This window comes from Actinoalloteichus sp. AHMU CJ021 (assembly GCF_002895405.1).
In the GTDB taxonomy this organism is placed as follows: Bacteria; Actinomycetota; Actinomycetes; order Mycobacteriales; family Pseudonocardiaceae; genus Actinoalloteichus_B; species Actinoalloteichus_B caeruleus.
In genome coordinates, this window is the sequence record NZ_CP025990.1 from 3,476,305 (window position 1) to 3,499,180 (window position 22,876).

At 68.2% G+C, this 22,876-nt stretch carries 16 protein-coding genes, 1 pseudogene and 2 CRISPR repeat arrays; of the genes and pseudogenes, 5 read left to right on the forward strand and 12 right to left on the reverse strand.

Going from position 1 to position 22,876, the window contains the following annotated elements; translation table 11 throughout:
* Positions 1 to 54: 54 nt before the first annotated feature.
* From C1701_RS14990 to C1701_RS15010, 4 genes are all read right to left on the reverse strand, one after another.
* Entirely contained in the window at positions 55 to 870 is an 816-nt protein-coding gene (locus C1701_RS14990; protein WP_103056048.1) for an ESX secretion-associated protein EspG, read from the reverse strand.
* A complete protein-coding gene (locus tag C1701_RS27405; RefSeq protein ID WP_337661684.1) occupies positions 867 to 1,244 on the reverse strand; it encodes a hypothetical protein in 378 nt (125 codons plus the stop codon). Before C1701_RS27405 ends, C1701_RS14990 begins: the two co-directional genes overlap by 4 nt.
* Before the next feature lie 255 nt (positions 1,245 to 1,499).
* The gene (locus C1701_RS15000; RefSeq protein ID WP_103056049.1) at positions 1,500 to 2,084 is read right to left on the reverse strand and encodes a condensation domain-containing protein; all 585 of its coding nucleotides are present in this window, start codon (positions 2,082 to 2,084) and stop codon (positions 1,500 to 1,502) included.
* A gap of 1,703 nt (positions 2,085 to 3,787) precedes the next feature.
* Positions 3,788 to 6,571: an AAA family ATPase gene (locus C1701_RS15010; RefSeq protein ID WP_337661685.1), complete on the reverse strand. Its 2,784-nt coding sequence runs from the start codon at positions 6,569 to 6,571 to the stop codon at positions 3,788 to 3,790.
* 2,076 nt (positions 6,572 to 8,647) lie between these two features.
* Between C1701_RS15010 and C1701_RS15015 the strand changes: the two genes are divergently transcribed.
* Positions 8,648 to 9,340, forward strand: coding sequence for an O-methyltransferase (locus C1701_RS15015; protein ID WP_026420633.1), 693 nt, complete (start codon positions 8,648 to 8,650; stop codon positions 9,338 to 9,340).
* A gap of 711 nt (positions 9,341 to 10,051) precedes the next feature.
* On the opposite strand, the gene C1701_RS27410 is transcribed toward C1701_RS15015, so the two are convergent.
* From C1701_RS27410 to C1701_RS15050, 8 genes are all read right to left on the reverse strand, one after another.
* The gene (locus C1701_RS27410) at positions 10,052 to 10,483 is read right to left on the reverse strand and encodes a hypothetical protein (RefSeq protein WP_337661686.1); all 432 of its coding nucleotides are present in this window, start codon (positions 10,481 to 10,483) and stop codon (positions 10,052 to 10,054) included.
* Positions 10,484 to 10,764: 281 nt separating this feature from the next.
* Positions 10,765 to 11,562, reverse strand: coding sequence for a TylF/MycF family methyltransferase (locus tag C1701_RS15025; RefSeq protein WP_248783903.1), 798 nt, complete (start codon positions 11,560 to 11,562; stop codon positions 10,765 to 10,767).
* Between the two features lie 490 nt (positions 11,563 to 12,052).
* Positions 12,053 to 12,235 (reverse strand): hypothetical protein, encoded by a 183-nt coding sequence (locus C1701_RS27415; RefSeq protein WP_337661687.1) that lies wholly within the window; start codon positions 12,233 to 12,235, stop codon positions 12,053 to 12,055.
* Between the two features lie 480 nt (positions 12,236 to 12,715).
* Positions 12,716 to 13,393 carry an HAD family hydrolase gene (locus tag C1701_RS15030; protein WP_103056052.1) on the reverse strand — a complete coding sequence of 226 codons (678 nt, stop codon included), beginning with the start codon at positions 13,391 to 13,393 and terminating at the stop codon, positions 12,716 to 12,718.
* Between the two features lie 389 nt (positions 13,394 to 13,782).
* Positions 13,783 to 14,238, reverse strand: coding sequence for a YybH family protein (locus tag C1701_RS15035; protein ID WP_103056053.1), 456 nt, complete (start codon positions 14,236 to 14,238; stop codon positions 13,783 to 13,785).
* 90 nt (positions 14,239 to 14,328) lie between these two features.
* Positions 14,329 to 14,689: a CRISPR direct-repeat array (repeat unit 30 nt; unit sequence GTTGGAACTCCTCGTAGGAGCGATGAGGAC).
* 1,061 nt (positions 14,690 to 15,750) lie between these two features.
* A CRISPR array of direct repeats spans positions 15,751 to 16,180; the repeat unit is 30 nt; unit sequence GTTGGAACTCCTCGTAGGAGCGATGAGGAC.
* A 1,523-nt stretch (positions 16,181 to 17,703) separates the two neighbouring features.
* Positions 17,704 to 18,453: a polymorphic toxin-type HINT domain-containing protein gene (locus C1701_RS15040; RefSeq protein ID WP_103056054.1), complete on the reverse strand. Its 750-nt coding sequence runs from the start codon at positions 18,451 to 18,453 to the stop codon at positions 17,704 to 17,706.
* A gap of 670 nt (positions 18,454 to 19,123) precedes the next feature.
* Positions 19,124 to 19,501 (reverse strand): CPCC family cysteine-rich protein, encoded by a 378-nt coding sequence (locus tag C1701_RS15045; protein ID WP_103056055.1) that lies wholly within the window; start codon positions 19,499 to 19,501, stop codon positions 19,124 to 19,126.
* A gap of 912 nt (positions 19,502 to 20,413) precedes the next feature.
* Complete coding sequence (locus C1701_RS15050; protein ID WP_103056056.1) at positions 20,414 to 20,644, reverse strand: DUF7848 domain-containing protein; 231 nt, start codon at positions 20,642 to 20,644, stop codon at positions 20,414 to 20,416.
* 399 nt (positions 20,645 to 21,043) lie between these two features.
* On the opposite strand from C1701_RS15050, the gene C1701_RS27420 reads away from it, so the two are divergent.
* From C1701_RS27420 to C1701_RS28145, 4 genes and pseudogenes are all read left to right on the forward strand, one after another.
* Positions 21,044 to 21,244 (forward strand): replication initiator, encoded by a 201-nt coding sequence (locus C1701_RS27420; protein ID WP_337662296.1) that lies wholly within the window; start codon positions 21,044 to 21,046, stop codon positions 21,242 to 21,244.
* Positions 21,245 to 21,258: 14 nt separating this feature from the next.
* Positions 21,259 to 21,870: a replication initiator gene (locus tag C1701_RS15060; protein ID WP_337662297.1), complete on the forward strand. Its 612-nt coding sequence runs from the start codon at positions 21,259 to 21,261 to the stop codon at positions 21,868 to 21,870.
* Positions 21,860 to 22,045, forward strand: coding sequence for a helix-turn-helix domain-containing protein (locus tag C1701_RS15065; protein ID WP_103056057.1), 186 nt, complete (start codon positions 21,860 to 21,862; stop codon positions 22,043 to 22,045). Before C1701_RS15060 ends, C1701_RS15065 begins: the two co-directional genes overlap by 11 nt.
* A 67-nt stretch (positions 22,046 to 22,112) precedes the next feature.
* Positions 22,113 to 22,775 (forward strand): annotated as a pseudogene (locus tag C1701_RS28145) (site-specific integrase); the annotation flags it as partial.
* Between the last annotated feature and the right edge of the window lie 101 nt (positions 22,776 to 22,876).

A 22,876-nucleotide genomic window follows, 5' to 3' on the forward strand; every position in this document is an offset into this window, starting at 1 on the left:
CGAAGGGGGCGGGCGTCCACGCTGGACACCCGCCCCCCCGTTCCGCCGGTTCCCTCAGGTGGTCACCGAGGTGATCAGTTCCTGGATCCGCCCGGCCATCCGAGTCCGGTCGGTGGGCGCCATGGCGAACCAGGGCCTTCCCTGACCGTCGGGCTTGTGCTGCAACAGGTACCGGCCGATGGAGGTGTCCAACACGTCGACCCGGTAGGCCGACCGGGTGGTCTTGCCCGCCAGCCGGTTGAAGGAGCGCGTGCTGAACTCCCCGTACCGGAGGCGTTCGCTGGTCAGGACCTCGGCGATGAACTCCGCCTCCCCGGGACGCATCCCATGGGAGGTCAGGGAGGCGCGAAGCCCGCCAGGCCCGGGGGACGCGTTCGCCGTCGCCTTCTCGATCAGATCCGAGGGGCAGCTCACCGACTGCCCCTTGCCCGGGCGGTGCTCGGGAAGGAGGCTCGCCGCCACGTGCGCCAGACCGGTGGGGCGTACCGCCTCCAGCACCAGCTCCTTCTCCTCGCGGGGAGCGTTCTCGGGGCCGGACTGCATGGCCAGCACCGCGAAATCACCGCTCGCCGCGATCACCGCGTCGATGCCGTTCTCCCGATCGGTTTGGAGCAGTGCCCAGACCGCGAGTGGTGGCCGGGCGAGGATCTGGAACGCGTCCTCCAGGAACGGGTCGAGGTCACCGGTCCGGACCAGGCCCCGGGCCTCCAACTCCTGCCACGCTCGTTGGTGCAGCATCCTGCGTTCGTCCTCGGTGGACCCGAAGCCGACCGTTTTCAATGCCGCGGGGAGCGTGGCCCGGAGCCTGGTCTGGATCACGTCGACGGCGATCGCCGGTAGCGTGATGCGCCCTCGTGGTGACACGGTCACCGTCCGGTCGGAGGTTGGTCGCCGAGCACGGAGGGCGCGACCAGGCGGCCGTCACCGAAGACGTCGTCGGTCTCGAGCAGGTAGTCGGCGCGCTTGTGCTCGCCGTCGTCCTCGCCCTGTCCGCCGCGGCCTCGGGCACCGCCGCCGGCCATGCCGCCTCCGCCGCCGGCCGCGCCACCGCCCATGCCAGCGCCACCGCCCATGCCGCCGCCGGCGCCGCCCATACCGCCGCCGGCCATACCGCCGGGGCCACCGGGTGTGGAGCCGGGGCCGAAGCCGCCACCGCCGGGGCCGAAGCCGCCGGCACCGGGGCCGAAGCCACCGCCGGGGCCGAAGCCGCGCGTTGTCCGTGTCGCGGCCGCGTCGCGGCTCACCTGTCGTCGGCTCCAGCTGGTGCCGTGAACACGGCCGGGAGCTCCAGCGAGCCCAGTCGCCCAGGTACCGCGCCGCACGCGGTGGCACCCGAGCATCGGCGGCCGGGCGGGGGCGAGCTCATCGTCCGGTATCGTCCGCCGCACCCGGGCCATGACCCATCGCCCTGTGGTGGCCGTGCCGCCCGGGATCCGGTCCTCACGGGTGGCGGGTGCGGGCTCCGCGGCGATCCGCACCCCGGTTCCCGGCCATGCTGATCAGCAACCAGCGGAGGAGTACGACCACCTAGGCGCCCCGGGGTGGACGAACCCGGCCACCGACACCGGGGGCACCGCCAGCTCGGTGTCGTTCCACCCCCGCACCACCAACTCCCGCTCCGAGGAGCCGAGCAGGTCCCAGGAGCTGAGGGCCTGGTCCGGACCGGTGACGAGATCGGTCAGCAACCGGACCAACCGATCGGCGAAGGAGGCGGCGGTGGGTTCGTCGAAGAGGTCGGTGGCGTACTCGAGTGCCCCGCTGATGCCGGCCGGGCCTCCGTCCTCCCCTCGGCGTTCGTGCAGGCCGCAGGTGAGGTCGAACTTGGCGATGCGGGAGGCGTCGGGTTCGAGCCGCGCGTCGAGTCCAGGCAGGTCGAAGACCGTTCCCGTGGTGGTCTGGAAAGCGATCATCACCTGGAACAGCGGGTGCCGGGACAGGGACCTGGTCGGGTTGAGGACCTCCACCAACCGTTCGAAGGGCAGGTCCTGGTGGGCGTAGGCCGCCAGTGAGAGCTGGGGCGCAGCGGCGGCCAAGAACAGCGGTCGGGTCAGGACGAGCGGGCCCGCCCGGGAACGACGCGTCATGAGCAAGCCCGAGGGCCTACGGGCCTCGCCCGGCCCGCCCGGCGCTGGGGGCGCCTGGTTCACCGCGTCCGGCGGACTCGGGCCACGCCACCCTGCCTCGCGCACCTTCGGGAGGCGCGCGGGGACTGGTCGCGGGACCCGCGCCCAGTCAGCGAGGGACGGTCTCGGACGGGGGGCCTCAGCTCAGGCACTCCCGCACGGCGTGTTCGATGGTGTCCACCCGGTCGAAACCGGCGAGTCGGCGGGTGACACCCCGGTGACGGTGACCGGACCGCTGCCCTCGTTGGTGACCGGTCCGGCGTTGGTCGTCGACGTGCGCGTCCGCCCGTCCGGAGGCAGGCAGTCCCGTGCATGCGGCTCGGCATCGACGCCACCCCCCGCCAGCAACGGACCGTGGCGGGCAGGTCCGCCGGAACACCCAGCGACGGCGAGCAGGACCGCCAGGAGGGCGGCGCACCCCCGCGCCCTCACGGGTACATCTGGACAACGAGAGTGCCCGGCCCTGGTTCGGTTCGCTGAGCGGGGTGATTCCGGGTACCGCAAACCGCGCGGCCTGCCTCCACGAAGTCGAATCGAGTTTTGGCCGTGTTCGAGTAACCCGTACGTGCGGACAGATCTATGCCAATAAGAGATGAGGTCTTCGCCCCCGTAGCCCAGGTACTTGCCTTCGTCACGGTCTGATCATGAATGGTTCGGGGTGCGTACGGAGCGCATCGCGATCGGGGCTGGTTCGGAGGAATATGCGCACTCGCTGACCGCGATCGCCCTCCCGCGTTCCCCCCGTAGGCGAGCGGTTGCACCGTCGAGGTACTCCGGGTGCCCGAACAGTTCCACCGTGTGTACCGAGCATAGGGGCGCTGGGTGTCGAAGAATCGGTATGTGTACCGGCCGTGCCGGCCAAACCCGATCGTCGTGTCGGAGGCCCGGTTCACCGTGCCACTGGCGCTGTAGGAACCGTTGTTACTGGCGACTCCCACCCCCAACTCGGCATTCGCACCGCTGAGGTGTTGGAGCTCTCCCCACACGCCGGTCACCTTGATGAACAGTGCTCCCACATTCGTCCACCGCACGCCAAGGTTGACGTACTGCGCGTGCACCAGACCGTCATCGTCGGCGGGAACGTCCGACCGAGCCACGCTGCCCGCAGGCTCCAACGTCAGGTCCAGTTCGCTGGGCAGGGACGGCTCCACCACCTCGTCCCCAGCGGCCCGGGACGAGAAGGTCCCGCCCAATGCCTCCTCGGGGGCAACCGTGCCCTGGTAGCTCGCCTGCCCCTCGGGAGCCTGGACGTCCAGGCTCACCTCCACCAGACCATCTTCCGACTCGAACCTCCCCAGATCAACGCTGGGATCAACCCGGAGCTCGTAGTGTCCGTCGGAGTCCGTCGACGTCCGCGCGATGGGAGTCAGGGTGAATGTGTCACCGTCCTCGAGCGAAGCCAGCTCTCGGCCAGCGGGCCAGGCGAGCAGCCGAACGACCCGATCGCCTCCGAGGACTTCTCCTACCTGACGGGGGTCTCGATCCCCGTCGACGGCGGTGTGGCGGCGGGTCGACCGTTGCGGCTGCCCGCCCTGTGAGACGGCACCCGGGGTGAGATGATTCCCGGGCGCCACCTCACCCGCCACTTCTGGTGCGAGGTCCGACGAGCCCGGTGGGACGGGGGTGGCACCCTCCCCTCCGCCGCGATCCGCCGCCGCCCCTGGTCACCGACCCGCTGGAACAACGCCATGCCGGACCACCGGGTCGTCGGCGTCGTCGAGCGCACGGGCGAGCTGACCGCGTCCGCTGATCCCCAACTTCCGGTAGACCTGGGTCAGGTGCATCTCCACGGCACGGCGCGTGATGAAGAGTTCGGCCGCGATCTGGCGGTTCGTGTGGCCGGTCGCCGCCAGGCGGGCGACCCGGCGCTCGCCGGCCGTGAGGGCGCCGACGCCCGTCACCTGTTTCCGCACCCGCCCCCCGGCGTCCCGGAGCCGGGCCTCCAGGCATGCCCTCAGCCTGACCGCCCCGGTCTCCTCCGCCAGCCCGCACGCGCGGCGCAACCGCGACCGTGCCGCTCGGGAACGGCCCATCCGGGAGAGGGCCGTTCCCAGTTCCCCCAGCGACCGCGCGAGTTCGACACGTGAGCCACCGGCTTCCAACACCTCCACCGACTGGCTGAGCAACCCCAGGCCGACGGAGGGCCCGGCCACCCGACCGGCGAGCCTGAGGGTCACCCCGAGCTCGTTCCCCACTGGGGAGCGTCGTCGGACGTCGCTGAGCTCCACGTCGATCAGTCGGCGCGCGGCGTCCAGCCGGCCGAGGTCCAGCAGGGCCACTGTCGCGTGACGACGCCAGCGCAGCGGATGCGGAACCCGGGAACCGCGTTCCCTGAGGACCCGGCCACACCGCACCAGGTCGGAAAGGCCACCCGCCGGATCGCCGAGCAGCCTGCGCAGTCTGCCACGGCGGAGCAGCAGGGCCAGCTGGTGCCAGTGCGGACGGCGGTCGGGGTTGAGGGGCAGCTGCCGCAGCAGTTCGACGGCGGAGTCCAGTTCGTCGCGTTCGATCAGCGTGTCGAGGACGGGGGGCATCGCCGCGATGATCGGAAGGCACCCGCCCGGGTGGTCCAGCGTCTCCCACTGCCGCAACACGTCGTTGACGGCGGCCCCCGCGCAGCGGATACGGTCGAGGCGGAACAACGCCTCGGCGAGTTGCGCGTGCCCCAGCGCCAGGCGCAGTGTTCCCTGCCGGGCGGCGGAAACCCAGAGCCGGGCGTAGGACAACAGACCCGCGCCCTCGCCTGCCGACAGAAGTGCCCGGACCGCCGTGAACCACGTCAACGGCAGCCCGTCGGGAGCGGCCGGGGTGAGCAGGTCCCACAGGTCGCCCAGGGCGAGACCGTGACGCGGTGCGCCACGAACACCGCCATCGACCAACAGGTGGACGACCGCTGCCACGGCGTCCCGGGGATCGGATGTCGGGGCCATCGCGACCGCCGGGTCACCGGCCACGATGGTAGCGAGCTCCAGGCGGACACGGTCCCGCAACGCGGGGTCTCGCTCCCCGGCGGGCGTCTCGGCGTCGACGGAGCACAGCAGACGTGCCGCCTCGTCCAACCTCCCGAGGGCGTGCAACGCGCGGGCGTGGTCGACCAGGACCGCCGGCCGGCGCGAGCACCCCAGCAAGACCACGGCCTCGCCCAACCGGCGCTCCGCCAGCCCCACGTCCAGGTCCAACTCCGCCCGCGCGCACAGCTGGAGCAGCTCCGTCCGCACGGGAAGCGGAAGTCGACGTGAGAGCGCGTCCCGCAACCGAGCCACCGCCTCCTCCGGTGGTGACCGGTCCACCATCCCACGCGCCGTCGCGACGACGAGCTCCGCGCCCTCCGGGTGGTCGGCGACACCGCTGTCCACCAGGTAGGAGATGACCGAGGTCTCGGGCGCGCCGGTGGTCACGAGCCACCGGGCCCCGACCAGCCGCAGCCTCACCAGCTCATGCGGCGTGATCTGCCTGGCCACGGCGGCCTCGACGACCGGATGGGCGAACGCCGGTCGAGGGCCGGGCCGGAGGAGCGACAGCTCGGCGAGGGCGCGGATCCCGTAGTCGACCTCCAGGGCGGAGAGACCGGCGACCTCACCGAGCACCGTCGGGCTCGCGTGGTCGCCCAGGGCAGCCAACGCACGTACCACGGGCAGGCAGACCGGGTTGCCGTTGGCCAGTAACCCGGACAACCACGGGTACACCGTTCGCGGGACGATGTCGGTGACCTGACCGCGCGGGTGGCCGGGCAGCTCGGTGAGGACCTCGTCGAGCAGGAACGGATTCCCTCCCGTCCACTCGAACAGCGCGGCCCGGAGGTCGGCGGGTACGGGTCCGAGAACGCCGGCCACGAGGCGGTCGGCCTCGGCCCGACCGAGTGGACCGAGCCGGACCCGGACCGGCCGGGGGTGGGAGCGTTGCGCCTCGTCCACCAGCACGGGGTCCGCACCGCTGACCCCGGTGGTGAGGCTGGCCAGGACACCGAGACCGCGAACCCCGCGCCGCAGCAGGAACGACAGGCAGCGCAGGGAGGCGGCATCACACCACTGGAAGTCGTCGATGGCCAGGAGCGCCGGCGCGCCACGCGCCCACGCCGTCACCCGCTCCAAGACGACGCGGCGCGCCTCGGGTATGTCGTCGACGAGCGCTGGGGGTTCGGTGCCCGCCGCCTCGCAGATCCGCCGTGCCAATCCCAACGGTTCGTCTGCCTCGTACGAACTCGCAGACACGGGGAGCACGGGCAGCCCGAGGCCGTGGGCGCTGCTCCCCGCCGCCCGCAACAGCGCCGACTTCCCGGTTCCAGCGCCGCCCTCGACCAGGATGACGGCCTCGTCTCCTGCGGCGACCGCCGCCAGCGCGGTGCGGACCGCTCGCAGGTGCTCCCGGCGTCCGACGAGCGCGTGACCAGCACGGCGGAACGGGCGCTTCTCGTCGAATTCCGTAAAGATCAGTTCGCCTGTTGACACGGCTCCGTCTGCACAGGTTTGACGACAGGGAAAGGAAAACGTTCGACGACTGGAGGACAACGACCTCGTTCCGTCCACCGCGAACCGTTAGCGGAGTTTCCTGACCAGATTTCGCGAACAACGTCATCCCGGGTCGAATTCGGAACGAGGTTAACACCGCACGGTCGGGACAACAATGGTCCTAGGACCACCGTTCACCCACCACAGCGGATTTCCCTCCCCACGATTCCGCGATTCCGCCATCCACCCTGATCACAGCACCGGCCAGCGTCATGGGAGGGCCAGGGTGGTTCTAGAACCAGACCTCGTCTTGTTCCACCGCCGCCCACTCCGCGACTGACGCCAGGATTCGTGGCACGGCCGCCACCGCGAAGCGGAGTGGACGACCACCGCACGGGAGCGAACCCGGGAGTGCCGGGCTTCCGCGCCACGCGGGCCGTCGCTCGGAAGCGGCGGCCCCTCGTCCGGCCAGGACTCCTCCGCCTTCCGCTCCGTCTCCCGTCCCCCGGACGACGACGTGGCCGCCGGTTTCGGTAGTGCCCGGACGGCGTTCGGAAAACCGTTCGGTGCCACCACAGAGACTTCGTCCGATCCGCACTACATCCTTGGTTTCCGACCAGCGGGAAGGGGCCAACACGATGTCGACAGCACCGTGCGTCACCCGGTGCCAGGGCACGGGGGAGCCGCTGGTGGGCGACCTGGGCGGGTGATGCTCCGGCCACGATGCGAACCGCCAGCTCCGTTGACCCGGGCCGACGGCAAGGGGTCGTGCCCGCTCCCCACCCCGACGCGCGACCGGCTCGACCCAAGGCCCGCCGGAACGCGACGCGCGTCTCCTCCCTCCGCCTCCTCGCGTGCGGCGCGGGCACGGGCGGAGGGACAGCCCGAGGACGTCCGGACAGCTCATGACGGAGTACCAGAGGAGCATCGATGACGGAGTTCAGAACCGCGCGAGCCACGTTGATGCGCTGTGGGTACAGCGCTCTCGCGACGCACGCGCTCGACGTGGCGATCAAGCTCGAACTGGCGGACGGACCAGTTCGGTGACGAACCCCGCCACGCGCGCCACCGGACTGGGCGACCGGTGTGAGACCAGCGCCGGCGACTGCTTCACGGCGGTTCCGCCTGGGAGGGACCTCTACCCGCTCAAGAGCATCATGCGCGGCTGGGACGACGACCGTGCGGCCACCATCCTGCGCTGTCGCCGGGGGCGATGCCCACGTCCGGGAAAGTGCTGATCGTCCAACCCGTGCCGCCCGGAACCGCCTCGGCCGTGGTCGACGCCGCTACCTCAGCGACCTGAACATGATGCTGATGACGGTGGCCGGGAACGGATCCGGAACGACTACGCACGGCTGTGCGCGACGGCCGGGCTCGCTGTCTCCACCGTGACCCCGCTCCCCTCCGGTGTCGGATACGACCTCGTCGAGGCGGTTTCGGGCATGACCGGCGGTCCGGCGATCCTCCCCGCCCCGGTCAGCGGCCCTCTTGGCGACCAGGCCCTCCGGACGGTCAGCTCCGCTACCACCGCGCGGCGCGACCAGCTACCCCGCCCCCACCGCACGGGTGATCCGCTCGCTGGCGGATCGGGAACCCGCGCCCGCCCAGCCGCACTCCAGCTCCCCTCCACGACATCCTCGGAAATCGTCGAGGGCAGTGCGGGAGCCTCTCCCGGGAGGAGGGCCGACCGGCTCGCGGGGTGCGGCGGCAGGTGGCAGGTCGGGACGCCGCCCTCGGTCCTTCCCACCGAGACGTCCGCGCTCCCTGACCGGGTGGGAGGAGACCGTTGACGAAGGCTGCCACCGGGAGCGCCTCCCGCTCCTCAGCCGGCGACCACTCCCCCCGGTGGCTCCGGGGCCTGGCGAGGGCGACACCAGCGAGCGGGGCAGGCCGACGACGCCCGAGGCCCCGGACCCGCCCGCACCCGCCGATCCCGCCCGCGCACCGGGCGGCACGGCGCCCCCACGTCCCATCCACGCCCGTCGACCCGAACCGGAGCACGCGGAGTGCCACCTCACCTGGTGCGGGGCCCACGTCCGGTCCGGTGCCGGCCCTGTTGTTACTGAAGGAGCATCCATGAACTCACTCACGGACCCCCGGGTGGCCGACGTCATCGCACGTCTGCACCAGGAGGCCGAGGCCGCCGACCAACCCGTCCTGGAGGACCGCCCAGGCGGGGCGATGGCGGACGAGGACCTGATCCGGCGGACGCTGGAAGAGGAGGCCCGCGATTACCGGAGCCTGTACCACCGGTACGCGGACAACTACTTCAGCGTGTCCCCGACCTTCGGCCAGTTCCTCTACGTCTGCGCCAGGACCACGAGGTCACGACTCGTGATCGAGTACGGGACGTCGTTCGGGGTCTCGACCCTGTACCTGGCGGCCGCGTTGCGCGACAACGGCGCCGGTCACCTGGTCACCACGGAGCTGGAGCCCGCCAAGGCGGCACGGGCCCAGGAGAACCTCGCGGAGGCGGGACTGGCCGACCTGGTCGACGTCCGGGTCGGGGACGCCCTCGACACGCTGCGCGCGGAGCCCGCCGAGCCGGTGGACCTGCTCCTGCTCGACGGGGCGTTCTCCCTCTACCTCCCCGTCCTGAGGCTCGTGGAGCCGTACCTGCGCCCCGGCGCGCTGGTCGTCGCCGAGAACGCGATCGAGGCGGTGTCCGACTACCGCGACCACGTCCGGGCCCCGCACAACGGCTACCTGACCCTGACGGTCCCCTTCGACGAGACCCGGGGGAACGAACTGTCGCTGCGGACGGGCTGAGGGGCTTCCGGAGGGCGCGCTGGGACCCCTCCCTCACCGCCGGCCGGTGGACCGAGGGGGAGCGGGCGGCGCCCGCGTTCACGAACACGGGAGGTCGCGCCGGTCCCGGCCACGCCTTCGTCAGCTCCCCCCACCAGCGCCCCGGCGCGGGACGGTCCACACTCCCGGCCACTTGGGGTCCGGTGGTCCACGTCTCCCGGTGGCCCCGGTGCGCTGGCGGGCGCCTGACGGTCCAGGTCGGTGCCCGAGCGGGGCTCGCCGTCGTGGACGTGTTCCCCGAGCGGGACATGCTGACGGAGTTCCTGGCGGACGTGGTGGCCAGCGGCGGCCGTGACGAGGACGCTCCCGACGTCCCGTCGGACCACTACCAGCGGGCAGTCCGTGGCGACGACGTCTTCGCCCTCCACCCGTCGTCTTCCAGGACGTGTACCTGTTCGACGCGACCACCGAGGAGGACCCGCGGCTCGCTCGACCGGACGCCACCGCCGACCAGTTGCGGGAGGCGGCCCGCGCGGCACGGGTCGACGAGATCGTGGACCGTCTTCCGCACGGCTGGCAGACCCGGGTGGGTGAGGCCGGGCCCAGTTGTCCGGAGGGGAACGCCAGCGGGTGTCCATCGCCAGGGAGCTGCCCAAAAGGCCCGGATCGTGCTCATCGACGGGGTGGCGTCCGCCCTCGCCCCGGAGAACGAGGCGTCGGTCAGCCAGGCGATCACGAACCTGGCCCGCGACCGGGGTCGAACCGTCCCGAGATCGACTCGACACCCGCTCGCCGTTCCAGGTCCCCCACCGTCCTCAGCACGGGAACGGTCATGGCGACCGGGATATCCGGCGGGACCAGCATCCCCACGGCAGCAGTACCCAGGCCACGCCGGCACGTTCGGCGGCCAACTGGGCGCCGGCCTCCCGGATCCACCACCACGAGGTCCGGGGACCACGACCGCACGGTCCGGACGGACTCGGCGAGGGTGTCCTCGGTGAGGGGGTACGGGGTGGTTCGGTGGCGGTCGTCGGGGTCGCGGGGGTCGACGGTCCACGGCTCCTTCACCAGCTCGACGATCAACGCCGCCGAGTCGAACGAGGCGTTCGTCGGTAACGCCGTGGAACCCGCACTCGCCACTTGGGCGGTGCAGTCGCGCGGCACGGCGAAGAGCACCTCGTGGCCGCCCGCCCGGAACCCTGACGCGGGGGATCATCGGGTAGAGATGCCCGACCGTGGGGAAGATCGAGAACAGCGCACGCACGTCGCGACTCCGTCTCGTCCGGTCCCTGGGCGGGACGGCGCACCGGACCAGGAATTCGCGCGCGGTGGTCCGTGGTGCCGCCCCGCCAGCCAACGGGAGGGGCACCGCCGGGTACGGGGTGCCGGGGGCGAGGCGGAAGCCCCCCTCCGCACCCCCGCGCATCCCGGGCGCGGCCGCTGGTTCAGTTCTCGCGGCGCCAGTAGACGCCGCCGTCGTCGATCGCGACCAGCGGCTCCTCGACGCCCGCCCGCTGCCGGAAGTCGTGCACGGCTTGGGCACACGCCTCGATCACGAAGTCGTCGATGATGACGAACCCTCCCGGCGAGAGCTTCGGGTACAGGTTGGTGAGGGCGTCGGTCGTCGACTCATAGAGGTCACCGTCCAGGCGCAACACCGCCAGCCGCTCCATGGGCGCGGTGGGCAGCGTGTCCCTGAACCAGCCGGGCAGGAAACGGACCTGGTCGTCCAGCAGCCCGTACTGCTGGAAGTTGCGTCGCACGACATCGAGGGGAACACCCAGGACATGGTTGGCCTCGTGCAACGCCAACGCGCGGTCCAGGTGGTGGCCGTCCGGGCCGGTATCGGGAATGCCCTGGAAGGAGTCGGCCACCCAGACGGCGCGGTCCGTGCATCCGTACGCCTTGAGCACGCCACGGGCGAAGACGCAGACGCCCCCTCGCCACACACCGGTCTCGATGAAATCGCCGGGTACGCCCTCGGCGAGGACGCGTTCGAGGCAGTAACGCACGTTCCGCACACGTTTGAGGCCGACCATCGTGTGCGCCACGCTGGGCCAGTCGATCCCGTTCTGGCGACGGTCGAGGTCGAACCGGCCGTCCGGGAGGTACCGGTTCGGGATTCCGTCGTCCTCGTAGATCAGGTTCGTCACCACCCTCTCCAACAGGTCCAGGTACAGGGCGGCCCCGGTCTCGCTGGTGTCGGGCGCGCTCGAGTGCGAGGTGTTCTGCCTAGCGATCACAGCCACACGTCCTTCGTGGTTCGTTCTGGTGCCCGCTCCGGGCGCACCGCCGAGGCATCGGGGGTCCGGGCCTGTCCCTCGACGAGTTCGCCGACACGGCAGGGTCATCCGACAGGGGTGGGAGCGCACGAGGAACACCCGACGCGGAAACGCCACCCGCCGGCGTGGAACGTTTCCGACCAGCATCGGAGGAACAGAACACGATCCGAACCGAGAATGAGGAAAATTCCGTTCCCAACGCTCGACGGAACATTACCAACTCCGCCCGAGGACCCGCAACGAAAACCAGGAGAAGCCGTTGGCGCGGAGCCAGCTCCCTCCCTCACCAGGAAACCGGGGTTGAACTCAACGGAATTGAATCCGATGCCTTCGGTACGTACTTCGGTAACACCCCAGCGACTCGCCCGTCCATCGTGCGGCACACTCCGGGACGACGCCCCCTGGGCGTCCGGTGAGGCCCGAGAGGAACGGTGCCGGGCTCGCCCTGGCGCTACGCCGCGGGGTGGTCCTCCCGCTCCACCGCCGCCGGGTCCGGGAGGTAGACGAGCAGCGACTGGCCGTGCGCTTCGTCGACGAACTGCCGCTGGGCCCCTCCCACAAGGTCCTCAAACGCGAACTGCGCCGGAGACTCGCGGCGGAGCCGGGCGCGGAAGCCGGCTGAGAGTCGGGTCACCAGCGCCAGTCCACAGGGTGTGGGAGGACCGGGGGAGGCGTCGCGGCAGCAGACCTCGGCGCCCGACCCCGGCCCCCGCCGGCGGAGGGCCGGACGCCGCCCACTCCTCCGCTCCCCGCGGTTCCTCCGTCGTCGTTGGATTGGCGCTGACCTCCGCTGCTGGTGGTAGCCGCTGTTCTTCCGTGGTCGAGCCGTGTGACGAGGGGCGGAAGCCGCCTCCCACCCGGCGGTTGACCGCTGGGGACTCCCTGGTCGTGGGTCGATGGCCGTGATTAGGGCCGCACCGCCGGGCCAGGACCGCTTCGGGCCAGCGACCACGCTCGAGTCCGCGTGTCCTCGGGCAGACCAGATCAGCGATGGCACACGTGGGGGACGGAAAGACCTGGTCAGATCTGCCGGTGCGATGGCCCCGAACCGCTCAGCGGCGCTCGATCCCGTAGGAGCGCTGACGGACTCCGCGCCACTCCTGCATCGGCGCCTTCACGAGGACGTGGGAACCGAACCCACGAGGTTCCGGACATGGTGTAGGCGCCGCTGCCGAGCATCGGTGAGTGGAGGGACGAGCATCGTCGGCATACCGAGCTCGACCGCGACGCCGTCATACGATGCGCGGTCGCCCACCATCAAGGTTCGACGCGGCTCCGTACCCAACTCGTCGAGTGCGGATCGGAACATGGCCAGTTGAGGCTTCTGCATGCCACGCTCGAAAGACAGCACGAAGGCATTCACGAAGCGATCCAAGCCTGCCTCAGCGAACACCGGGCGGAGATCGAAGTGGATGTCGCTCAGGATCGCCACTCCGCATCCGCGTGCGCTCACGGCGTGAAGTGTCTCGGCCACGTCGTCAGCGAAGTGGTTGTACGCGGGGTCGGACTCGACCGTGTACAGCGCATCCGCCAACTCAGCGTCGAGTCCGGCTTCGGAGAAGACTGAGTAGTAGGTGTCGTGGTGCAACCCCTTATCGCTGTCGACCCCTGCGGCTTCAAGGCGATTCGGGTTGCCGGCTGCACGCTCGATGGCACCGTGCACCGCGGCTACCGACGCAGCCCCTTGATCACGGCCCAACAAGCGCAGGGCCTCGCGGACCCACTGCTCGGAATTCAAGGTCGTGACCAGGGTACCTCGCCAGTCGAACACCACCGCCTGAAGATCAGCCATGTCGCGATGTCTACCAGACCACAGGATAGGTAACGTCGTTTCTGGTCGCTCTGAACCTTCATCACCAGAATCGCGACAAGGTGCCCGTTTCCGCTGGCCATGGAACTCCTCGTAACCGCGATAGGGAAGGCGGCAGCAGCGCGATCCAGATGGAAGCGGTAACGAGCGCGTGTCCTCGACGCCCAGACGAGGCCGACCCGATCGCCTGCCCGCGACTCACCATCCAGAGTGCGTGATCAACCTTGCTTGCGCGCGGGGGTTCCCGCCAGTTTCTCGGCTGGACCGCACCCCTTACGACTCCGACCTTCGGTAGCAGGTGGGACGGAAGAGATGGGGACGCAGGTCCTTCGCAGGGTTCGCTGCGGCGTGGCCTGGTGGCGGTCTGCTGGTTACGGATGGAGTTGGGTGGCGGCCGCTCCCGATCCGTCCATCAGCAGGGGCACCGAGGCGTGCTCGTGGCTGATCAGCCAGGTGTCGTCGTGGCGGCGCAGGACGAGGGTTTCTCGGAACCACAGATCGGTCTCGACGCCGTCGGTGCGTCGCCCGGTCAAATGGACCAGGCAGTGGGCACAGGCGACGTCGCCGCTGACCTCGACCACCAGATCACGCCGCTGCCGACCGATGGGTCCGGTGAAGGAGTCGTACCAGGCGCGCGTTCCCGCCTCATCGAACGCGGCTTGTCCTCGCAGGCTCAGCGGGGGCGCGAGAGCGAAGACGGTCACGTCGGGCACGTATACCGATGACGACGCCAGCACATCCTTGTCCCGGATGGCCCGTTCCCGGGCGAGGAGAACGGTGTGAACCTGCTCGTGGTCATCGTGTGATGTGCGGGAGGTGGAGACCACCGCTGCATCTCCTCACTCGTCGTCACCTGAAACTCCTTAGGAGCAGCGTGAATGGGCTGCCACCCGATTGTGCAGGGCCGCACCGACACTGTTGGAACTCCTCGTAGGAGCGATGAGGACGAAACCGCACTTCAGGTCGCCGCGTACAGGTACGCGTTGGAACTCCTCGTAGGAGCGATGAGGACACAACGCCGACCACATCCACCTGGCCGCGATCCTGCTGTTGGAACTCCTCGTAGGAGCGATGAGGACCCGGGCTGGCGGAAGTCGCGGCGCAGCGCGAACCAGAGTTGGAACTCCTCGTAGGAGCGATGAGGACCCCCTCCCCGCCGTCCTCGTCGGACTCGGGCTCGCGTTGGAACTCCTCGTAGGAGCGATGAGGACCGTCCGACACGCGCCCCATCTCGCTGGCCTCAATGCGTTGGAACTCCTCGTAGGAGCGATGAAGACCCGAGAGTAAAGTCGCTGGTCAGGGCCTTCTTGCACGGTGCTTTTGGCGGCGCTTTTGCAGTGAACCTGAGGTTTGACATCTGACCCGGGGGGTTCGCTGAAATCTCCGTGCGCAAGCCTACCGTGCCCTGACGACCGCGATGACACAACCAGCAGGAGCCCCGAGGGCATTCCGGACCAGCCCGGCACTCCTGGTCGTTGAGTAGGAACTCCTCGTAGGAGCGATGAGGACCGGCCGCTGTGACCGCAGACCAGCGCATCGCCGAAATGTTGGAACTCCTCGTAGGAGCGATGAGGACAAGCTCCGCCGGAACGAAGAGGCGGGTCAGCTCACGTTGGAACTCCTCGTAGGAGCGATGAGGACCCTGAGAGTAAAGTCGCTGGTCACAAGGTATCTACAGTGGGATTCTGGGGGCTGTTCTGCAGCGAACCCGAGGTTTGACAGGCGGTCACAGGGTGTCAACGCTTCCCAGGTCCTGGACGACCTGGCGCCGGTTCGCGAGGCCCGCACCGGAACTCAGAGAACCACGGACCACACCCCGGAGCAGGCGGACAGGGTGGCGCAGGAACTCCTCCTAGGAGCGATGAGGACGCCGCGCCCAGCGGAGGGGATGGACCTACCGCCGGTTGGAGTTCCTCGTAGGAGCGATGAGGACAAGGCCGTGACACCACCCACGGGACCGAAGACCCACGGTTGGGACTCCTCGTAGGAGCGATGAGGACACGCACGTCACCGCGACAGGCCGCCCAGCACAGGAGGTTGGAACTCCTCGTAGGAGCGATGAGGACTCCCGGGCCTGCTTCAGGTCCCCTCGTACGCGGCCGGTTGGAACTCCTCGTAGGAGCGATGAGGACCCGAGAGTAAAGTCGCAGGTCAGGATACACGTGGATGGCGTCGATCGATCCCACGCCTGGTGACCACACCTGATTGGCCACGTCACGAGGTGTCTACGGTGCGAGAAGCCGCAACACGTTGCTCGATCCCAAGCTGTCACTCAGCTGGAACCTCGTAGGAGCGATGAGGACCCGACAGGCCACACCTCTGCCGGCGTGCACGGTGTGGTTGGAACTCCTCGTAGGAGCGATGAGGACGCGAGCCTGTATGACCTGCTCGCCGCCAAGAACGGATGTCGGAACTCCTCGTAGGAGCGATGAGGACGCGGCACGCAGTCAGGCAGCGTGCAACCCACGTGGGTTGGAACTCCTCGTAGGAGCGATGAGGACCGGGCGGCACGTCATCCTGAACAACGTGTCCCGCCACCAGTTGGAACTCCTCGTAGGAGCGATGAGGACCCTATGCCCGGCCAACCTCGCTGACCGGCCCGTACACAGTTGGAACTCCTCGTAGGAGCGATGAGGACCCTTCCGATCGCCGGGGACATCGCCGCGACGTCCGCGTTGGAACTCCTCGTAGGAGCGATGAGGACCCGAACCGGTCATCGTCGGGGCCTACGAGGACACGTTGGAACTCCTCGTAGGAGCGATGAGGACCCGAGGGTAAAGTCGCAGGTCAGCATACACCTGGGCGGCTTCAACGACGCCCGATTCGCAGCGAACCCGAGGTTTGACATCAGACCCGGGGGGTTCGCTGAAATTCGGCTGCACGTGGTGGTGGCTCCCGTCTCCAACTACCCGGCGTCTCCGTGGCAGGATCGTCGTCGACAGCGGGCCAGCGAGCCTGGGCGGTACCCCGTGGTGACGCCTCCACGCCGAGGCACGTCGTGACCCCTCTTAGGGGCGATGAGGACAGCCGGAACACCAGGGCGCGGATCGACTCCTACCAGTTGTGACCCCTTTTAGGGGCGATGAGGACCGTGCCGACCTCGCATGTCAGGCAGCGAAGACGTTGTGATTCCTTTAGGGGGCGATGAGGACCCGAACGCGGAGCTCCGGGTCCTGGGCGCACAAAAGGGTTGTGACCCCTCTTAGGGGCGATGAGGACCTGGATGGGACAGATCGCACTCGTCGCTGTGCAGGGAGTTGTGACCCCAGGGGCGATGAGGACCCGAGAGTAAAGCCGCAGGTGGGATGCTCTCCACGAGCGGCTTTTCGCGGTTGTTTTGCAGCGAACCCGAGGTTTGACATCAGACCCGGGGGGTTCGCTGCAAATCGTACTCGGACCTGCGGCTGCTCTGCGCGAGGGGAAACCGGAACACGCCCAGGTCAGGCCGAGGGCGGCGGCGTCCCTCCCGGGCGCGTCCCGTCGTGGCCGCGTACGCGTACCCGGGTGCTGGCTGGAGAACGTCGCCGTTCACCAGCTCGACGAGAACACCCACGTCCGGTCCAGGGCCCGCGTCAGCCCGTCCCTCATCCGAGGCCTGGGCCGGAGGAAGCTCACCAAGCTCGCCGCCCAGAACGTCCGCACCTGGCCGAACCAGCTCCACACCGTATGCCGGTGGGCTGCGCCAGGAACCGAGGCGGGGGGTGGGGAAGCCCGTCGCCACGCCGTCGGACGGTGCCGCCGCAAGCTGGGTGGGCGTGATGTTTCCGGGGGAGATGGCACCCCCGGAAACCATGCGTCCATAATCGCGGTTTTCTAAGTCTTTCGGGTTATTATTACCTGAACGTAAGACGCGTTCTGTGCGTCATCGACTCGCACGGAGCAGTGTGTGACTTTGTTCTCTTCGTAGAACGCGACCTTAACGTGTTCGTTCGGATCGTGCACTACTAGCATGCCGTGTGGGCAAGGAAGTTCAGTCTCGAAAAGAGTTAGAGGGAGTGTCGTGGGTGGCGTGGATCTCCACACTTCGCAGGAGACGGGATTGACGACGCTGGGCATAACGCTGAAGATTATGGAGCTTTCGTCCTGGTACCAACTCGCTTCGTTCGGATTCCAATCTGATAGATCTCCCTCGCTCGCCACGTCTTGTAGGATCAGGCAACCGTGTTCAATGTATGCCATGAATGAAGCTATCGGCGCTTCCTTTACCATGATTTGTTGCTCCTTGCCTTCCTTAGCTGTGGTACGACCCCGCCTTGTATGCGGGCGCACTGCTGGCAGTGGGGGTAAGCCGTTTATGGGCTGCCGGGTGGAACTAGGCTACTCGGTGGCTGGTGGTCGGGTATCCACCGACCATTAGGGGTGTTCGGAGATCTGAAAGAACAGGTATGACAACCATGGGCCTGTCCGGATTTTTCGATCAGCTCCCGGCCCCCACTCACATCTATGTTCCCGTCAACGAAGGCAACTCCCTCCGGGGCGTTTGGCCCAGCCCCTAATGTTAGGTCGCAGTTCTCCTCGGGAGTGGCATTGTGCACCAGGACCGGAGTTGCCCCGGCCAGTACATAGTACGTGTGGATGGTGTTGGTGGTGAGGTTGTGGACGCGGTGGTGGTGGGGGTAGCTGTGGGCGTGGGTGATGGTGGTGTGGTCCCCGGTGGGGGTGAGGAGGGTGTCTCCTCGGGTGAGGTCGGTGGCGTGAATCCAGTGGCCGTGGTTGTTGACCCAGAAGGGGTGTTCGTCGGTGACGGTGTCGGGGAGGTGGTCGGGGCTGGGGGTGTGGCTGACGTCGACGAGGGTCTTGGGTCCCTCGTTGGTGATGGTGGCCACGACACGTTGGGGTCCGATTTCCCCGGTGTCCGGGTCGGAGGCGAGGACTTCGTCTCCGAGTTGGTTGTCCTCGATGGGTTTGTGGGTGCCGTCGGCGAGGAGGACGAGGGTGCCGGGGACGAAGCTGTTGACCCGGCAGCCGGCGCTGCGGAGCAGCGCGGTGGCCTCGTCGCGTTCGCGCCGCCAGGTCCGGACGCGGTCGACGGCGCGATCCATGTCGGGTGGTGATATTCGTTAAGTGTTCGAATCTCGTGTTCTCCGGGAGGGTGACTCATCGTCCCGGAGACACGAAATTCATCGTCGTAAGATTCATGTCCCTTTGGTCAGTATGATTTGAATCCGAGAGGCGTGCTTTATGTTGTCGCCTAGTATCAAACAGTGAATGACTCTGTGTTCTCCGTAGAATCCAAGCTTGGCGTGTTCGTTCGGATCGTGCACTACTGGCATGCCGACGAGCATGGGATCTGAGTTTCAAGAAGTGTCAGAGGTAGTACTGTAGGTGGTGTGGATCTCCACACTTCGCAGGAAACGAGGCTTGTCCTCGCCACGCTGATTGGTCGGATTGGTCGGCCTCTCGATGCTGCTGACGTCACCCGCCGCTCCTGTGGCCGGGCCGCGCTCTGCCGCATCTGGCTCCATGGCCTCCGGCACTCGACGACTCCGTGGGGAACAGCGAGCCCAACCCATCCTGATCAAGAGAATTCTGTGGGCTGAGTTGGCAGTGAGGAGGATACTTATCTCGATGCCTCTCGCGTGCTGCTGGCGTTCCACGCAGATGCCCCGCCAGGATCAGCTGGCGGGGCATATAGGCGCGATATTAAGTGCGGAAGACCTGGGCAGATGTGGCGGCCCTGATCGTCGATGATGAGGAAATCGCGGATTTAGATCAAGGGCTTTTATGTAACCTTCTCCAGAAATTCGGTCTCCACCAGTATAGTCGCGTACGATCCTCCGGCCAGTTTGCTTCGATTGCCCCATTCGGCTCGAAGTTATGGATTTTTTCGTCAATAGTGCGAAATCCGAAATCTATCGACCAAAAGTCTGCAAGTGGGCGAATCTTGGACGTCGAGTTGCTGTCCGCGATGCCGATATCTTTATAAATCAGTTGAGACTCGGTCAAGGGAACTTGATTGGCACCACTGATGTCCGGCCAGCGAAGCTGCACCAAATCATCCTCCCAGTCGCAGATGGGGCAGATGCAGTGGGAGCCGGGTGGAAAATTGTGGACGAGGTATCCGCAGCAAGGGCACGGGTAAAGGTTCATTTATGGTCTCCCGATCCCCGGCTGGCGCCTGAAATAATCTAGGCCGTCGTCGGGTTTGAAATAAGTAGTGATACCCCTCGGTCCTGTTTCCCCAAACTCCCCGGATTCGGGGTCAAAGAATCGCTGCACGTTGCCATCTTGCTTCATGAAAACCCTGGGTCTGCGTCCATCGCATGTGCACATGATGTCCTGTGCCGCGTAGTTATACTCGGTCATCGTATCAAAGCTCATTCTTTCACCATGTTCTTGAAAGTGCTGGTCGAGGTTGGTGGCGTCGCTCCACTTATCCCCGAAGCAGCTTTCGTTGTGAACCAGGACAGGTGTCTGTCCCGCCAGCACATAGTACGTGTGCGCGCTGGTCGGTCGTCATCTGCGTTTTTGCTGGTCAGCGAATTCCGGCCTGTCCGTGGAAGTGCCCTCTTGTGCGCCCGTGTTGCCGTCGGCGTTGCCGTCAGACGGCTACGTACGTGAGGGCGGTGGAGTGGGGTTTGGCCGGTGTCCTGCCCGGGTTGGGGTCGGGCATGGTCAGGGGGGCCGTATGTTGGCCCGGCAACTCGGGCAGGTCGTGATCCTGCCCGGAATTTGAACGAGTGGCCCCCTGGCCTTGCCCGACGCGGGCTCCGGCCCGGGGAGGTGGGTAAAGCCCACGGAGCCGACCGACCCCAACGCTGTGCTGTTTCTGCGCGGCCTGGTCGCTGGCCGGCCCGCGGTGGCGGAGCCGAGAGCGGGCCGGGTGGGCGGCCGTGCCGCGCGCGACCCGCGTCAGCGGGTCGCCTTGAAGACGTAGAGAAAGTTTGGACGCATCCCGCTTCGGCGGTAGGCCGTGGTCGGTGGCCGAGCGTCCGGTTGGGCTGCTGGCCTGGTGCGATGGTCTGCGGGATGCGGGTCCTGTTCCGGCTGGCGGTGTTGGTTCTACTCGGCTCGGGTGACCTTGGCGTGGCCGGTGAAGACGCGTCTGAAGAGGTCGTGGCCGGTGCGTCCGGTGTGACGGAGCGCCCAGTCCTGTGCGGCCTCCTGCTCGGCGTGGGGTCCGGATTCGGCTCCGCAGTTGGCGGCGACGCGGAACGCCTCGTAGGTGATGCCGCCTTCAGGGGTGTGGCGGATGGTGTGGGTGACGTGCTGGTAGACGACGCGGGGGCTCACTGGTGGCCCTCCGGGTGGCGTCGCATGTAGACGTTGCAGTCGCTGACGGTGGTCATGTCTCCGACCGCCCGGGCCCGGTCGCGTACGTTGGCCAGCTCGGCGCAGCCCACGCAGCCCGCGCAGCTCGGCGCAGCCCGCGCAGCCCGCAACGGGAGTCGGCTCCGGCTCCAAGCGCAAGGGGAGTTCGACCGGCGGGGTCGAGTACCTGGTCGGCTCCGCCACCTCTCGAACGTCTCATGGCCGACCTCTTGACAGATCGGTGCTCTAGTTCAGTATTCGAGTGGCCGAAGCACTCCCGCTACGGTTCGTAGTGCACTAGTGTGCTCCCACTGACATCACGTCAACTCAACGGAGGGGCACCCGCTCGACCCCGAGCGGTACGACTACACCGGCGCCGTCCTGTGGAACGCCCACGCCGCAGCCCTGTGGGCCCGCTTCATGCTCCGCCTGCGCCGCACCATCGCCGCCGCAGCCGGTGTCCCGCAACGCCTGCTCTCCCAGGTCGTCCGGGTCTCGTACGCCAAGGTCGCCGAGTACCAGCAGCGCGGGCTGATCCACTTCCACGCCGTCATCCGCCTCGACGGCCCCGCAGGCCCCTAAACCCCGCCGCCCGCCTGGGCCACACCCGACCTGCTGGCCGATGCCATTCGGATCTCGGCCACCCGCGCCCACATCGACGGGCCGGAGGTCAACGGCCGGGGCCGCGCCTTCGTCTTCGGCGAGCAGATCGACACCAGGATCATCCGGTCCACGGCCTTCCAGCCGGGACCACGATCACCGAGGGCAAGGTCGCCGGATACGTCGCCAAGTACGCCACCAAAGGCACCGAAAACGCGACCGGCACCCTCGACCACCGGCTGAAGAGGATCAGTGACCTCTGGTTCGAGTCCGTACCCGAGCACGCCGCCCGCATGATCCGCACCGCCTGGGCCCTCGGCGCCCGCGACGACCTCAAGCACCTGAACCTGCGCAAGTGGGCCCACATGCTCGGCTTCCGCGGCCACTTCTCCACCAAGACCCGCGCCTACTCCACCACCCTCAGCGCCCTCCGGGCCGCCCGTGCCGCCTGGCACCGCCGCCACACCTCTCCGCCCTCACCGACCACCCTCGTCCTCGCCCACTGGGCCTACGACGGCATCCGCCTCACTCCCGACCTCGAACGCCTCGCCGCCCTCATCGGCGGCGGCCCGACGCGCGAGCAGGACGTGACAACCAGTGCGTGGTGACGAACTCCTCACCGTCCCCGAGGCGATGGCCCGTCTCAAGATCGGCCGCTCCGCCCTGTACGACCTGTTGCGCACCCGCCGCCTGGCCTCGCTGACCATCAGCCGCGCCCGCCGCATCCCAGCCCACGCGCTGGACGACTACGTCCAGCGCCACCTGGAACAGGCCTCCCGATGACCGCCCCCAAGCGCAAGAAGGCCCGCGCCAACGGCGAGGGCACCCTCTACCAGCGCAAGGACGGGCGCTGGGAAGCCGCCGGCTACGTCCTCGCCGCCAACGGCACCCGCAAACGCGTCCGCGTCTACGGCACCATCCGGAGAGAAGCCGCCGACAAACTCGCCGAGAAGATCGCCGACAGCAACCGCGTCTCCCTGTCGCCACCGCAGACAGCACCGTCGGTGACTACCTCACCTACTGGCTCAGCAGCGTCGCCGTTCACCGGCTTCGCGAGAACACCCACACCCGCTACTCCGCCTGCGTCCGCCTTCACCTCATCCCCGGACTCGGCACCAAGAAGAGCGCCCGCCTCACCGCCAAGGACGTACGCACCTTCCTCGACCGGCTCCGCACCACCTGCCAGTGCTGCACCCAGGGCCTGGACACCGAACGAAATCGGTGCTGCGCCATCGGCGAGTGCTGCCAGAAGCAGGTGTCCCCTTCGACGGTGACGTACGTGCACTCGGTCCTCAAGTCCGCCCTCGAACACGCTGTCCGCGAAGACGAACTGCCCCGCAACATCGCCGGGAACGTCAAGGCCACCGCACCCCGGCCCAGGCGCTTCCGGCCCCTGACTGCGACAGAAGCCCGCCGGTTCCTCGACGCGGCCCGCGGCGACCGGCTCCACGGGCTGTACGAACTCGCCCTCCGCACCGGACTCCGCAAGGGCGAACTCCTTGGCCTCCACTGGGAAGACCTCGACCTCAGCGCAGGCACCGCCGCCATTCGCCGCTCGCTCCAGCGCACCCGCACCGGCGGCCTCACCCACCTGCCCACCAAGACCCGAGCCTC